We start from the raw sequence: 12,789 nt of genomic DNA, 5'->3' as shown, positions 1-12,789 counted from the left end.
ACATCACTAACACATCGGGCTGAACCACCATGCGATACCTCCTGAACCCTGTCGCAACAGACACCACGCCGACGCCGTCGGTCTTGCGTCTTGCCCGGCGACTGCGCCGGGCTTTGCCGGCAGGTGTCTCGGGATTGGCCCTGCTGCTGGCGGCCACCGCACACGCCCAGGCCCCAGGCAAACATGTACATGGCCAGGCCGAACTGGATATTGCCATCGAGGAAAGCAGCATCGCCCTGATGCTGGTGTCTCCGCTGGACAATATCCTGGGCTTTGAGCACACACCGCGCACGGACGCAGAACGCAAACAAGCCGACGACGCTCAAAAAGCTCTGGCGCAAGGCGACCGCCTGTTTGTTATTGATGAGGGCGCAGGCTGCACAACTGAAAAAATCAGTGTCCCGACGTTATACGAAGACACGCACAACCATGGCCATTCAGGGCACGCCGGCATGCATGCCGACGCAGAACTGACTGTTCAATACAGGTGTGCTTCAGGCCATAACGTCAAGGTCATTGATACCGCCGCCCTGTTTGACGCCTTTCCCCGACTGCAAACCCTGCAGGTCCAGCTGGCCGGACCAGGCCGGCAAGCTGGCCTGACGATTACACGCACCCAGCCCCGAATTTCCGTACCACGATAAGTCTTTTCGCAATGACCGCCTCTGCAGCCCTGTCGGCTTCTGCCGATTTTGTCTTGAGCATTGACCATCTGGTCTACGCATGGCCGGGCCATACCGACCCGGTGCTAAAGATCAACGACCTGCGGATACCCTTGCACAGCCGGACCTTCCTTTACGGACCCAGCGGTTGCGGCAAAAGTACGCTGCTAAGCCTGATGGCCGGCGTGCTGTTGCCCACGTCAGGTTCGGTTGAGCTGCTGGGCCAACGCTGGCAGCGCCTGAAAACGGCACGCCGCGACCGCTATCGCGCCGATCATGTCGGCTACATTTTCCAGCAGTTCAACCTGGTGCCGTACATCAGTGCGCTGCAAAACGTGCTGGCACCCTGTTATTTTTCAGCACAACGCCGGCAGGCTGCCATGGCCGATCATGGCTCCCCGGCGGCCGGCGCAGAAGCCTTGCTGCTGGCCATGGGGTTGACGCCAGAGGATATCAACCGGCCAGCCGGAAACTTGTCAGTCGGCCAGCAACAGCGGGTCGCAGCGGCACGCGCACTGATTGGCCGTCCGGCCCTGGTCATTGCCGACGAACCCACATCGGCTCTTGATGACAACACGACACACAGCTTCATGCAGCAATTATTAAGCGCGGTTGACAAGGCTCAAAGCAGCCTGGTGTTCGTCAGCCATGACCAGCACTTGCAAACCTATTTCAACCAGCACGTCTTCCTGCCCGAGATCAATCAGGTCAGCCCCTTCACACAACAACCGGCCACGCTGTTACCCGGGGTGTCCGCATGAATCTCTGGTTACTGAACCTGGCCTGGCGCAGTGCCTGGAACCGGCGCTTTTCACTGGCGTTCACGGTGGTTTCAATTGCCCTGGCTACCCTGATGCTGCTGGGGCTCGAACGTGCCCGCAACGATTTACGCAGTCATTTTGTATCGGCCGTATCCGGCACCGACCTGATCGTAGGAGCCCGCGGCGGCCAGTTGCCACTGCTGCTGTATACCGTGTTTCATGTCGGCACACCCACCAACACCATGAAAGCCTCAAGTGTTGAGGCCATCGCGACGCAACCGGGTGTGGCCTGGGTCGTGCCCATCGTCAAGGGCGACTCGCACCGGGGGTACCCGGTCATTGGGACCAGCCCCGATTACTTTGAGCATGTCCGTTATGGCCTGAAGCAACCTCTGGTTTTCCAGAGCGGCGGCCCCTGGGTCAATGCATTTGATGCCGTACTGGGTGCCGAAGTGGCCGACGCGCTGGGGTACACGGTGTCATCGCAACTGACATTGGCCCATGGCGATGGCGGTTTGAATGCCATTGCCCACGATGATCACCCGTTCACCGTATCGGGCGTACTGGCGCGCACCGGCACACCGGTCGACCGCAGCATTCTGGTCAGCACCCAGGCCATATCGGCCCTGCATGCCGGCTGGATCGGGGGCCGGCCCTTGCCAGGTCAAGGCAAGGCGTCGGTCTTGCCCGGAGCACTGCAGCCCGTTACGGTCAATGCCGCGCTGGTCGGCCTGGAGCGACGCGCAGCGGTTTTTTCGTTGCAGCGTTATATCAACAGCTTTCAGGCTGAACCCCTGATGGCCATTCTTCCCGGTGTCACGCTGGACGAGTTGTGGGGGCTGCTGACCCCGATCGAATCGACCCTGGGCGTGATGGGCTGGCTGATTGCCGCAGTCAGCCTCGCCGGCCTGATGTCGGTGATTCTGACCTCGCTGAATGAGCGCCGGCGCGAACTGGCCATTTTAAGGTCCGTCGGAGCGCGACCCGGCCAGATCGTCTTGCTGGTCAGTTGTGAAAGCCTGCTGGTTACCCTGGTGGGGCTGTTGGCCGGCAGCATCGCTCTGTTTGCCCTGATTGCATCACTTGGCCCCTGGCTGCAAACCCGCGCTGGTCTTACACTGTCACTGTCAATACCTACCCCGTCTGAAGGTATTATCGTGCTCAGTATTATTGCCGCCAGCCTGCTCGCCAGCCTGATACCCGCCTGGCGGGCCTATCGTGTCACGCTGGCCGATGGCCTTTCGCCCGCTGCCTGATCATCCATACACCTATGTCGCATTCTCCAACCCGTCGCGCCTTGCTGGCCCTTATCTGTGCCGCACCACTGCCCTTGTTTGCACAGCAACCCTCGTCGTACCGGGAAGTCACCTGGGATGATCTGGTGCCCCCGACTGGGACCCGGCCGATTCATTCAAAGATCTGGAAGACCTGGCCTACCTGCCTGACAGCGACCCCAAGGTACAGGTCCTGTATGACCGCATGCGAACGGTGTGGGACGAAGCCCCGACCGTTGCAGGGCTCGACCAGAGCAAAATCCGTATTCCGGGTTTTGTGGTGCCCCTGGAAGAAGATGACAAGGGCGTACGCGAATTTCTGCTGGTACCGTATTTCGGCGCCTGCATCCACACGCCGCCGCCTCCGGCCAACCAGATCATTCACGTGGTCAGCAACAAACCCGTGCCCAACCTGCTGTCAATGGATACCGTCTGGGTCAACGGGCTGATACACACCGAACGCGCGAACTCTGACATGGGCATCAGCGGTTACCGCATTACCGCCGACGAGGTCTCGCCGTTTTTGCACAAAGAAGACGAGTAACTACCGCGGCACACCCCCGGCAAGGTCAACTGAATCGCCAGCCCCCTGTCCGCGAAGCACCGGCAGTCACGTTGCCCCCATAGACCTGTACCAGATCACGCACAATATCCAGCCCAAGACCTGAGCCTGGCTTGCGCTCGTCCAGGCGCACACCGCGCCCGAAAACTGACTGACGCTGGTCGGGGGCAAACCGGGGCCGTCATCTTCGATGATAACCGTCAAGACACTGGCGCGTTTTCGACTATCGGCAACGTCATCGGCCGGAAGCCCGGCGGTGATGGTCAGCCAGACATGCCGGTCTGCCCATTTGCAGGCGTTATCCAGCACATTCCCCAGCATTTCCTGAAAATCCTGGGCCTCGCCGTTGAACACCAGATGTTCTGGCGTCAAGGAAACATCAATCTGGATATTTTTTCGGCATACAGCTTGGTCAGCACCCGGGCCAACCCGTGGGCCACCCCATGCACGGGCGTCATGACGCCAGGCGTTTGTACCGCCGCAGCGGCGCGCGCCCGGGCCAGATGATGATCGACATGCCGCTGCGCGGACTCGACCTGTTCAGTAACCAGATGACCGAATGCGCCAGGCTCGTTGCGAGCCGCATTGGCCAATACAGATAACGGTGTTTTCAACGCGTGCGCCAGATTACCGGCATGGGTACGGGCACGCTGGACGATCTGATAATTGTTCTGCAGGACCTGATTAAAGTCATCGACCAGAGGCTGAACCTCTTGGGGAAACGCCCTTCGATACGGGTTTGACGACCTTCATGCACCTGCAGCAATGCCGTACGCAAGGTAGCCAGAGGCCGAAGCCCAACCACAACCTGCATGACAGCCGCCAATAGCATACCCACAGCCAGAACACCCAACGATATCGCCAACATCAGACGAAACTGTGCAAGGGGTTGGTCCAGCAACGCTTGATCGGCCGCCACAACCAGCCGGTAAGCCGCCGTGCCCTCTGGTGGGGTGACCTGACGCACCAGCGCCAGCAAAGGTATGCCAGATGGCCCGGCCAGCCGGTCCAGGCCATCATAGGCGCTGGGCAACACGACAGGAGGAACCCGCAACACCTCATCCCATAACGAACGGGAATGAAAAACAGCCTCGCGCGGTGCCTGCCCAGGCTCCCGCTGGTCAACCTGCCAGTAAAGGCCTGAAAAAGGGCGCTGAAAACGCGGGTCAGTGGGCTCAAACTGCAACGTGGGTTGACCCTGGGCATTGACCGACAAGGCCGCCACCAGCTGGTTCATGTGAACCGCCAACTCTGATGCCATTTGCCGTGCCGCATGCTGGCGAAACAAATCGGCCAGCACCCAACCAGCCACCAGCACCGACACCAGCACCCAGGCCAGGGTGCCCAGCAACAAACGGCCACGCAACGAATGCGGCAGTGTCGAAAACAATCGCAACATGGAATATCGATATGACGGGCGAAACGTCAAGAATACGCCAGAAACGGCTCACAACATGCTGATAACCCTTCAAAACCCGACACGTTTACCCAACGACCGACCGGATCATGCCTGCCGCGACGGTACTTTGGGTAGCGTCGTCGATCAGGACAAACGCCCCTGTTGCTTGCAGGTCTTCGTAGCGATCCGCCGCAATTGGGCTTTGCAGCACCAGGTCAACCCGACCAATGTCGTTGATGGCCAGGGTCGGCGCATCGACACGGGCATCCAAGGTGTGAATATCCAGCACATGGTCAATGGCGGCAACCCTTGCAAACACTTCACGCGTGGTGTGCTGAAGGCTGTACTTGCGGCTGACATTCAAGGGCTCGTTATCCAGCCAGCACATATCGGCACTGATCTTGCGCGCCAGCTGGGGTGGCTGACCCAACGTTGCGTCAGCAGCCACGATCAGGTCACCCCGCGAAACATCAATATCGTCTTTCAGTTCAACCACAACCGCCTGGCCTGAAGCCGCCAGGGTTGCGCCGGCCTCCTCAGCCCCTGCCGCACTGTTAATGGCAACAGCCTCGCGACCATTGGACAGGTGGATACCCGCCACAATTGTCTCGGCCCCGCCGGGCAGCACCTTGACGCGCTGCCCCTTGAACAGGGTGCCGGCTTCCACCTGGCCCAGATAACCCCGAAAATCATCGGCAGACTGCCCGTCCTGGCGAGCCACGTACTGAACCGGCAGACGCAAACCCAGATCAGCACCAGACGCCAGGGCATCATCGCGCTGTTCCAGCCACTCCAGCAAGGTCGGACCGTCATACCAGGGCATATTCAATGATCGGTGCACCACATTGTCTCCCGACAATGCCGACACAGGAATCACATCAAAGGATCGCAAGCCGACCTTGCCGGCCAGCCGCGAAATTTCACCACGAATCCGCTCAAAGACGCCCGGCTCAAATCCGATCAGGTCCATCTTGTTGACGGCAAACACCACATGACGCAACCCCAGCAAACGAACAATCGCGGTATGCCGCTTTGTTTGTGCCAGCAGTTCAAGCGACGGCGTTGCAGCATCGAGCCCCAGGCGGGTCGGATCCACCAGAATCACGGCCGCGTCCGACTGTGACGCACCGGTCACCAGATTACGGGTGTACTGCTCGTGCCCGGGGGCATCGGCCACAATGAACTTGCGCCGGGCCGTTGCAAAATAGCGATAGGCAACGTCAATCGTGATGCCTTGCTCGCGCTCGGCTTCCAGACCATCGGTCAGCAGCGCAAGGTCAAAGTCAGCATCGTTGGCACGCACCCGGGTATGCCGGGCGGACGACAACGACTGCACCTGATCTGCCAAAACAGCCTTGGTATCAAACAGCAAGCGACCAATCAGCGTACTTTTACCGTCGTCAACGCTGCCTGCCGTAATGAAACGAACCAATCCGGATGTCATCAGAAATACCCCTCTTTTTTACGTTTTTCCATGGATGCCTCGCTGGTTTGATCGTCCATGCGGGTCGCGCCACGCTCGGTAACCGTCGCCACGGCCGTTTCCTCGACAATGTCCCAGGCGGTAGCGGCCTGGCTTTCAACCGGGCAGGTACAACTGATATCGCCGACCGTACGGAAACGGACACGACGCACCTGAGACACCTCATCGGCGGCCTTGGGAGTCACCGGCGTTACCGGCACCAGCAAGTCACCTTTCTGAACGACTTCACGGTCGTGGGCGTAATAAATGGAAGGCAATTCAATGTTTTCGCGGGCAATGTATTGCCAGACATCAAGTTCGGTCCAGTTGGAAATGGGGAAAACGCGCATGCTCTCGCCGGGAAAAATCCGGGCGTTGTACAAGCGCCAAAGCTCGGGCCGTTGCGCTTTGGGGTCCCACTGGCCGAACTCGTCGCGAAACGAAAAATACGCTCTTTGGCTCGTGCCTTTTCTTCATCGCGGCGTGCACCACCCATCAGGGCGTCAAAACCATGCTCGGCAATGGTCTCAAGTAACGTTACCGCCTGTGCCGCGTTGCGTGAATCGGTGGGTCGCCGTAATTTCACGGTACCGCGCGCCAACGAGTCTTCAACGTGGCCCACCACCAGACGCTCGTTGTCCCGCGCCACCACAGTGTCCCGGAACGCAATCACCTCGGGGTAATTGTGGCCAGTGTCAATGTGCACCAGCGGAAACGGCAGGTGCACAGGCCGGGGCCCGAAGGCAAACGCTTTGCGCGCCAGATGGCGCATCACAATCGAATCTTTCCCGCCGGAAAACAGCATGGCCGGGTTTTTGCTTTGCGCGACAACCTCGCGAATGATGTAGATGGATTCGCTTTCCAGCCGGTCCAGATAATCGTTATTCAAGTGCATTGTTTTCATTTCCTGGTGTAGGGATTCTTATTTCTGAACGTGCAGGCCGCATTCCTTGCTGTCTTCCTGCAACCACCACCAACGCCCTGCACGCAGGTTTTCCCCGCCTTGACCGGGCGGGTGCAGGGATCGCAGCCAATACTCGCGTAACCCTCGCGGTACAGCGGGTTGAACGGCACCTGCCGGAAGTGGATATAGGACCACACGTCATCCTCGGACCAGTCGTGAATGGGGTTGAACTTGTCGATCCCGCGCGAGGCATCAAACTCGCGCAGCGCCAACGCGGAACGGGTCACCCCCTGCCCCCGGCGCTGACCCGTTACCCAGTGCGCAAGCCCCTGCAGCGCCCGAGCCAGCGGCAACACCTTCCTGACATGGCAACAGGCCTCTTTGGCCTCGATACTTTCATAGAAACCATTCACGCCGAAATGCAGGACGTAATCATCAACCAATGCGGCATCCGGCAGCACACGCTCGATTGCAAGCCCGTAATGGCGGCTGACCTCGTCAATCAGGGCCACAGACTGTGGGTGCAACCGCAAGGTATCCAGCGTGAAGACTGAAATGGGCACACCCGTACGCGCGATGGCATCAATGACGACCATGTCTTCGGCCGCCATGCTACTGGCGAAGCGAACGTTCTGATGCTGCGAGACGATGCCGCGCAAACGTTCGAACAGCACCTGGGCGCGACTGGCAATGGCAGCCGCATCACTGTCGGGAACAGGAATTGTCCAGAGTGAGGGGAAAGGCTCATGAAAAAACCGCTCAAGAAAAGTTCCAAACGACCATCCTAAGCAACTTCAGACCCGACCCAAAGAACATTTTTTTCATGTCCTTATGCGTAAAACGGCAGACAACCGGGCCGCGCCCTGCCGGCGGCCCTTCCACACCCTGTCTTATACGATGCCACCCAATGAACCATGAATATCAGTAATTAACACATTGTCTTTTAGTCGTTTCGATTCCAGCAGAACACAGACAGAATGGACGCATGTCAACACCGTTTGGAAAGTGAATTTATGAAAGCCCTGCTGAAAACCGTACTCGCGGCATCCGCCCTGATGATCGCCACACCCGGCATCACTGCCGAGCCGACCCTGCTGAACGCTTCGTATGACGTCGCTCGCGAGTTCTATAAAGACTTCAATGCGGCATTTGTCGAGCACTACAAAAAGACCACCGGCAAGGACATCAAAATTGATCAATCGCACGGCGGATCGTCCGCCCAGGCACGTGCTGTTGCCGATGGCCTGGACGCTGATGTCGTCACCATGAATACCACCACAGACATTGACTTCCTGGCCGGCAAAAACGTTGTCGCCGGTGATTGGCGGACAAAATTCCCGCACAATGCCGCTCCGACCACCTCGACCATGCTGTTTCTGGTGCGTGAAGGCAACCCGAAAGGCATCAAAGACTGGGATGACCTGATCAAGCCCGGCGTCCAGGTCGTGGTGGTCAATCCGAAAACCGGCGGTAACGGGCGCATGGCCTATCTGGCCGCGTGGGGTAACGTCCTGAGCAAAGGCGGCACCCCCGAACAGGCGCGCGAATTTGTGAGCCAGCTTTACAAGAACGTGCCGGTCCTGGCACGCGGCGGCCGCGATGCCACAGGCATTTTCCTGCAGCGCAATATCGGTGACGTTCTGGTCACCTTCGAATCTGAGGTTGTTTCGGTTGAGCGGGAGTTCGGCAAGGGCAAGGTCGAAGCAATTCACCCATCGGCCAGCATCGTTGCTGAAAACCCCGTCGCGATCGTCGAACGAACCGTGGCAAAAAAGGGTCGCAAGAACAGGCCCGTGCCTACCTGGACTTTCTGTACTCTGAGCAAGGTCAGGAAATTGCCGCGAAACACGGCATTCGCCCACGCCTGGAAAGCGTCCTGAAACAGTATGAAGCCACGTTCAAACCGCTGAAACTGTTCACCGTTGAAGAGTACTTCGGCTCGCTGGGTGAAGCCCAGAAGGTTCACTTCAATGACGGTGGTTTGTTCGACCAGCTGTACACCGTTGGTAAGTGATCCATGGCCTTGAAACGAGTCCTGCCCGGCTTCAATCTGACGCTGGGCTATTCACTGCTCTATCTGGGCCTGATTGTCCTGATCCCGCTGAGCGCCCTGGTCTTCAAAACACTGTCGCTGTCCTGGCCCCAGTTCTGGGACGCCATCAGTTCACCCCGGGTCGTGGCTTCATACCAACTGACCTTTTCGGCGTCGCTACTGGCCGCGCTGATCAACATGGTCTTTGGCCTGCTGGTTGCCTGGGTGCTGGTCCGCTATTCCTTTCCGGGAAAAAATTGTCGATGCCATGGTCGACCTGCCATTCGCACTGCCAACGGCCGTTGCCGGGATTGCACTGACGGCGGTATTGGCCAACAACGGCTGGCTTGGCCAGTTTCTGGCCCCACTGGGCATTGAACTGGCCTTCAACCCCAAAGGCATTGTGATTGCATTGATTTTCATCGGTCTGCCCTTTGTGGTTCGCACGGTCCAGCCTGTTCTGGAAGACAGTGAGCGTGAACTTGAGGAGGTCGCGCTGTGCCTGGGGGCCAGCCGGCTTCAGACCTTCTTCAAGGTCATCCTGCCGACCATCATGCCCGCCCTGCTGACCGGCTTCGCGCTGGCCTTTGCGCGCGCCATTGGCGAATACGGGTCGGTCATTTTCATTGCAGGCAATGTGCCCATGGTGTCGGAAATCACCCCGCTGATCATCATCGGCAAACTTGAGCAGTACGACTACGCCGGGGCGACAGCGGTCGCCTGCGTCATGCTGGTGATTTCATTTTTGATGCTGCTGCTGATCAACGGCTTGCAAGCCTGGCACCGGAAACGCTCGGGACCCGCACGATGACAACACAAACACATAAAACAAACGGCACCGGCCCGATTACCGAAGCACCCTGGGTACGCTGGCTGCTCATCTCGGTTGCACTGGGTTTCATGCTGCTTTTTTAATCATGCCCTGGCCGCTGTCTTTACCGAGGCACTGAGCAAAGGCTGGACCATGTACTGGCAAGCGGTTTCGCACCCTGACGCTCTGGCAGCGATACGACTGACCCTTCTGACCGCGCTGGTCGCCGTTCCCGTAAATCTGGTCTTCGGTGTCGCTGCGGCATGGGCCATTGCCAAATATGAATTCAAGGGAAAGGCCTTCCTGACGACCCTGATTGACCTGCCGTTTTCCGTGTCACCCGTCGTGGCCGGCCTGATTTACGTGCTGGTCTTTGGCGCACAAGGCTGGCTGGGCCCCTGGCTGGCAGAACATGACATCAAGATCGTCTTTGCCGTTCCCGGCATCATTCTGGCCACGATCTTCGTCACCTTCCCGTTCATCGCCCGCGAACTGATTCCATTAATGCAGGCGCAGGGCAACGACGAAGAGCAGGCTGCCATCGTGCTGGGTGCCTCGGGCTGGCAGACGTTCTGGCGGGTCACCCTGCCTAACATCAAGTGGGGGCTGATCTACGGCGTCATTCTGTGTAATGCCCGAGCCATGGGCGAGTTCGGTGCCGTATCGGTCGTCTCGGGCCATATCCGCGGGCAAACCAACACCATGCCCCTGCATGTCGAAATTCTTTACAACGAATACGAATCTGTTGCCGCGTTTTCCGTTGCCTCTTTGCTGGCCTTGCTGGCTCTGGCAACCTTGGTCATCAAGACAATCGCCCATTGGCGAATGGAACAAGAGTTGAAGACGCTGGCTGATCTACCTCAGGAACGACCATGAGCATTGAAGTACGCAATCTGAACAAGCACTTTGGGCAGTTCCATGCCCTGCGCAACATCAATCTGGATATCAACTCCGGCGAACTGCTGGCGTTGCTGGGCCCGTCGGGCTGCGGCAAAACAACCCTGTTGCGGGTCATTGCCGGGCTTGAGTCGGCCGATACGGGGACGGTCGCGTTCAGTGGTGAAGATGCCACGCACCTGCACGTCAAAGACCGGAATGTCGGCTTCGTCTTCCAGCACTATGCATTGTTCCGGCACATGACCGTATTTGAAAATGTGGCATTCGGGCTGCGCGTCAAACCCCGCTCGGCCCGCCCCGGTGAGGCCGTCATACGAAAAAAGGTCACCGACCTGCTGAAACTGGTGCAACTTGACTGGCTGGCCGACCGCTATCCGTCACAGTTATCGGGCGGACAGCGCCAGCGCATCGCACTGGCACGTGCGCTGGCGGTAGAGCCAAAGGTCTTGCTGCTGGACGAACCGTTTGGCGCCCTGGATGCCAAGGTACGCAAGGAGTTGCGTCGCTGGCTGCGACGCCTTCACGATGAATTGCACGTCACCAGCGTCTTTGTCACCCACGACCAGGAAGAAGCCCTGGAAGTGGCCGACCGGGTCGTCCTGATGAACTCCGGCGTCATCGAGCAAGTGGGGTCACCGCAAGACGTCTGGGATCACCCGGCCAGCCCGTTCGTGTACGGCTTTCTGGGTAACGTCAACCTGTTTCACGGCCAGGCTCACCGGGGCACCATGGAACTGGACGGCATCCGCATTCCGGCGCCGGAGCTGAGCCAGGCAGAGCATGCCAGCGCCGTCGCCTATGTGCGCCCCCACGATCTGGAAGTCAGCCGTGACACCCAAGGTGCCTCTGGCATCGTGGCCGAATTGCAACGTGCGATTGTGGTGGGTCCGGTTGCCCGTCTGGAACTGTGGCCAGTGGCATCTTCCATGACACCTCAAGGCCATGACCCCTTGATCGAGGTCAGTCTGACCGAAGCAGCCTTCCGGGCGCTGGACTTGAAGGAAGGGGAAAACTACGCGTCAGCCCCAGAAAAGCGCGCGTCTTCCTGAGGGCTGAAACCGGCCTGCGCTGATACACAAAAAACCGGCCGGCACCGATGTGCTGGCCGCCTTGAGCCCTAAGGACGGCTACACTACCCTTCCCCGCCCTCAACAGCGGGGCTTGTCGCACATCTGATCAATCAAGGGCCGTTTGGTACCAGGCGCCAAAAGGTCGCAACACCGCAGGGTCCAGCGTTTCACCGGGCTGAAGAACCAGGTGAAAATGCGAAAACCCAACCCGGCGCAGCAAGTAAAACACGTCCTGGGTAATATCGCCGGATGCGTGCAGTTCACCCGTGTAACCGGCTTCGCGCAGCCGGGATGCCACTGAAAATGCACGGCCATCCGTAAATTTGGGCACCCGGATTTCGATACGGTTCACATCACCCTGTGCCGCCAGCCAGGCCTGAACTTTCTCAAAAGTCAAAAGATTGTCGTGCTGCGCGATGAAATCGGCAGGCTCAAGCGTCAGGTCAATGGTGCCGGGGGCGGGTATCTGATGACCCTGCGCATCACACACAATCGCCACCGTATCCACCGCATCACCCGGTGTCGTCAAAACCTCATCAAGGGTCAGCGCAAAAGTATCGGTCGTCATAACTCACACATAAATTCAAAGGGGTTGAGCGCAAAATCTGCAAAAGCCCGGATCAGGACGGGGCTGTCCCCCAAAGGCGGCAGCACGGAAAAGTGAACGTTGCCATGATCGCTTTGGGCCTGGCTGACCAACCGGGGCAAACAGGAACGGATATGCCCGCCCGCAGCCAGGAACAGGGGCACCACACGTATCTGCGTTGCCCCCAGCGCAATCAGGTGAGACACCGTTTCAGAAAAGTCCGGAGTCATATGCTCAAGAAAAGCCAACGCCACTGGCCCGTCGTGACGGGCCGTGACCTCTTTCAAAATAGCTTCAAACGGCACACGCCAGGTGGCATCGCGCGAACCGTGGGCAAACAGCACAATGGCCGTAGACATCGTGTCGTCT

At 58.8% G+C, this 12,789-nt stretch carries 9 protein-coding genes and 7 pseudogenes; 8 read left to right on the top strand and 8 right to left on the bottom strand.

What is annotated here, in order from left to right; translation table 11 throughout:
• Positions 1-29 precede the first annotated feature (29 nt).
• From N7E01_RS10150 to N7E01_RS10135, 4 genes are all read left to right on the top strand, one after another.
• Positions 30-644: a DUF2796 domain-containing protein gene (locus N7E01_RS10150; protein WP_289172807.1), complete on the top strand. Its 615-nt coding sequence runs from the start codon at positions 30-32 to the stop codon at positions 642-644.
• Positions 645-655: 11 nt separating this feature from the next.
• On the top strand, positions 656-1,423 hold the full coding sequence (locus tag N7E01_RS10145; protein WP_289172806.1) for an ABC transporter ATP-binding protein: 768 nt from the start codon (positions 656-658) through the stop codon (positions 1,421-1,423).
• Entirely contained in the window at positions 1,420-2,679 is a 1,260-nt protein-coding gene (locus tag N7E01_RS10140) for an ABC transporter permease (RefSeq protein ID WP_289172805.1), read from the top strand. The genes N7E01_RS10145 and N7E01_RS10140 overlap by 4 nt, the downstream gene beginning before the upstream one ends.
• 223 nt (positions 2,680-2,902) lie before the next feature.
• A complete protein-coding gene (locus N7E01_RS10135; RefSeq protein ID WP_289172804.1) occupies positions 2,903-3,241 on the top strand; it encodes a DUF3299 domain-containing protein in 339 nt (112 codons plus the stop codon).
• Between the two features lie 25 nt (positions 3,242-3,266).
• Here N7E01_RS10135 and N7E01_RS18870 read toward each other — a convergent pair.
• The 6 genes and pseudogenes from N7E01_RS18870 to N7E01_RS10115 all read right to left on the bottom strand — a co-directional run bounded on the left by N7E01_RS18870 (position 3,267) and on the right by N7E01_RS10115 (position 7,746).
• Positions 3,267-3,580 (bottom strand): annotated as a pseudogene (locus tag N7E01_RS18870) (ATP-binding protein).
• A 47-nt stretch (positions 3,581-3,627) separates the two neighbouring features.
• Positions 3,628-3,873, bottom strand: coding sequence for a hypothetical protein (locus N7E01_RS18865; protein ID WP_350494825.1), 246 nt, complete (start codon positions 3,871-3,873; stop codon positions 3,628-3,630).
• Complete coding sequence (locus N7E01_RS18860; RefSeq protein WP_350494824.1) at positions 3,870-4,658, bottom strand: hypothetical protein; 789 nt, start codon at positions 4,656-4,658, stop codon at positions 3,870-3,872. The genes N7E01_RS18865 and N7E01_RS18860 overlap by 4 nt, the downstream gene beginning before the upstream one ends.
• A gap of 85 nt (positions 4,659-4,743) precedes the next feature.
• Positions 4,744-6,102 carry a sulfate adenylyltransferase subunit 1 gene (locus tag N7E01_RS10125; protein ID WP_289172803.1) on the bottom strand — a complete coding sequence of 453 codons (1,359 nt, stop codon included), beginning with the start codon at positions 6,100-6,102 and terminating at the stop codon, positions 4,744-4,746.
• Positions 6,102-7,024 (bottom strand): annotated as a pseudogene (cysD, locus tag N7E01_RS10120) (sulfate adenylyltransferase subunit CysD). Before cysD ends, N7E01_RS10125 begins: the two are co-directional and overlap by 1 nt.
• Positions 7,025-7,042: 18 nt before the next feature.
• Positions 7,043-7,746: pseudogene (locus N7E01_RS10115) on the bottom strand (phosphoadenylyl-sulfate reductase).
• A 333-nt stretch (positions 7,747-8,079) separates the two neighbouring features.
• Here N7E01_RS10115 and N7E01_RS10110 point away from each other — a divergent pair.
• The 4 pseudogenes from N7E01_RS10110 (at position 8,080) to N7E01_RS10095 (ending at position 11,836) form a co-directional block, all read left to right on the top strand.
• A pseudogene (locus N7E01_RS10110) lies at positions 8,080-9,038 on the top strand (sulfate ABC transporter substrate-binding protein).
• A 3-nt stretch (positions 9,039-9,041) separates the two neighbouring features.
• Positions 9,042-9,867: pseudogene (gene cysT / locus N7E01_RS10105) on the top strand (sulfate ABC transporter permease subunit CysT).
• Positions 9,864-10,743: pseudogene (cysW, locus tag N7E01_RS10100) on the top strand (sulfate ABC transporter permease subunit CysW). The pseudogenes cysT and cysW overlap by 4 nt, the downstream one beginning before the upstream one ends.
• Positions 10,740-11,836 (top strand): annotated as a pseudogene (locus tag N7E01_RS10095) (sulfate/molybdate ABC transporter ATP-binding protein). The pseudogenes cysW and N7E01_RS10095 overlap by 4 nt, the downstream one beginning before the upstream one ends.
• A gap of 104 nt (positions 11,837-11,940) precedes the next feature.
• Here N7E01_RS10095 and N7E01_RS10090 read toward each other — a convergent pair.
• Positions 11,941-12,402, bottom strand: coding sequence for a DUF934 domain-containing protein (locus N7E01_RS10090; RefSeq protein ID WP_289172801.1), 462 nt, complete (start codon positions 12,400-12,402; stop codon positions 11,941-11,943).
• Entirely contained in the window at positions 12,399-12,779 is a 381-nt protein-coding gene (locus N7E01_RS10085) for a sirohydrochlorin chelatase (protein ID WP_289172800.1), read from the bottom strand. The genes N7E01_RS10090 and N7E01_RS10085 overlap by 4 nt, the downstream gene beginning before the upstream one ends.
• Between the last annotated feature and the right edge of the window lie 10 nt (positions 12,780-12,789).

The organism is Neopusillimonas aromaticivorans (assembly GCF_030344915.1).
Taxonomy (GTDB): Bacteria; Pseudomonadota; Gammaproteobacteria; order Burkholderiales; family Burkholderiaceae_B; genus Neopusillimonas; species Neopusillimonas aromaticivorans.
The sequence above is the reverse complement of the archived record's forward strand: the minus strand, read 5'-3'. Positions and strand labels throughout refer to the sequence as shown.

Coding starts and splice junctions, on each gene's coding strand:
- N7E01_RS10150 (WP_289172807.1), top strand. CDS start 30: ATGCGATACCTCCTGAACCCTGTCGCAACAGACACCACGCCGACGCCG.
- N7E01_RS10145 (WP_289172806.1), top strand. CDS start 656: ATGACCGCCTCTGCAGCCCTGTCGGCTTCTGCCGATTTTGTCTTGAGC.
- N7E01_RS10140 (WP_289172805.1), top strand. CDS start 1,420: ATGAATCTCTGGTTACTGAACCTGGCCTGGCGCAGTGCCTGGAACCGG.
- N7E01_RS10135 (WP_289172804.1), top strand. CDS start 2,903: ATGCGAACGGTGTGGGACGAAGCCCCGACCGTTGCAGGGCTCGACCAG.
- N7E01_RS18860 (WP_350494824.1), bottom strand. CDS start 4,658: ATGTTGCGATTGTTTTCGACACTGCCGCATTCGTTGCGTGGCCGTTTG.
- N7E01_RS10125 (WP_289172803.1), bottom strand. CDS start 6,102: ATGACATCCGGATTGGTTCGTTTCATTACGGCAGGCAGCGTTGACGAC.
- N7E01_RS10090 (WP_289172801.1), bottom strand. CDS start 12,402: ATGACGACCGATACTTTTGCGCTGACCCTTGATGAGGTTTTGACGACA.
- N7E01_RS10085 (WP_289172800.1), bottom strand. CDS start 12,779: ATGTCTACGGCCATTGTGCTGTTTGCCCACGGTTCGCGCGATGCCACC.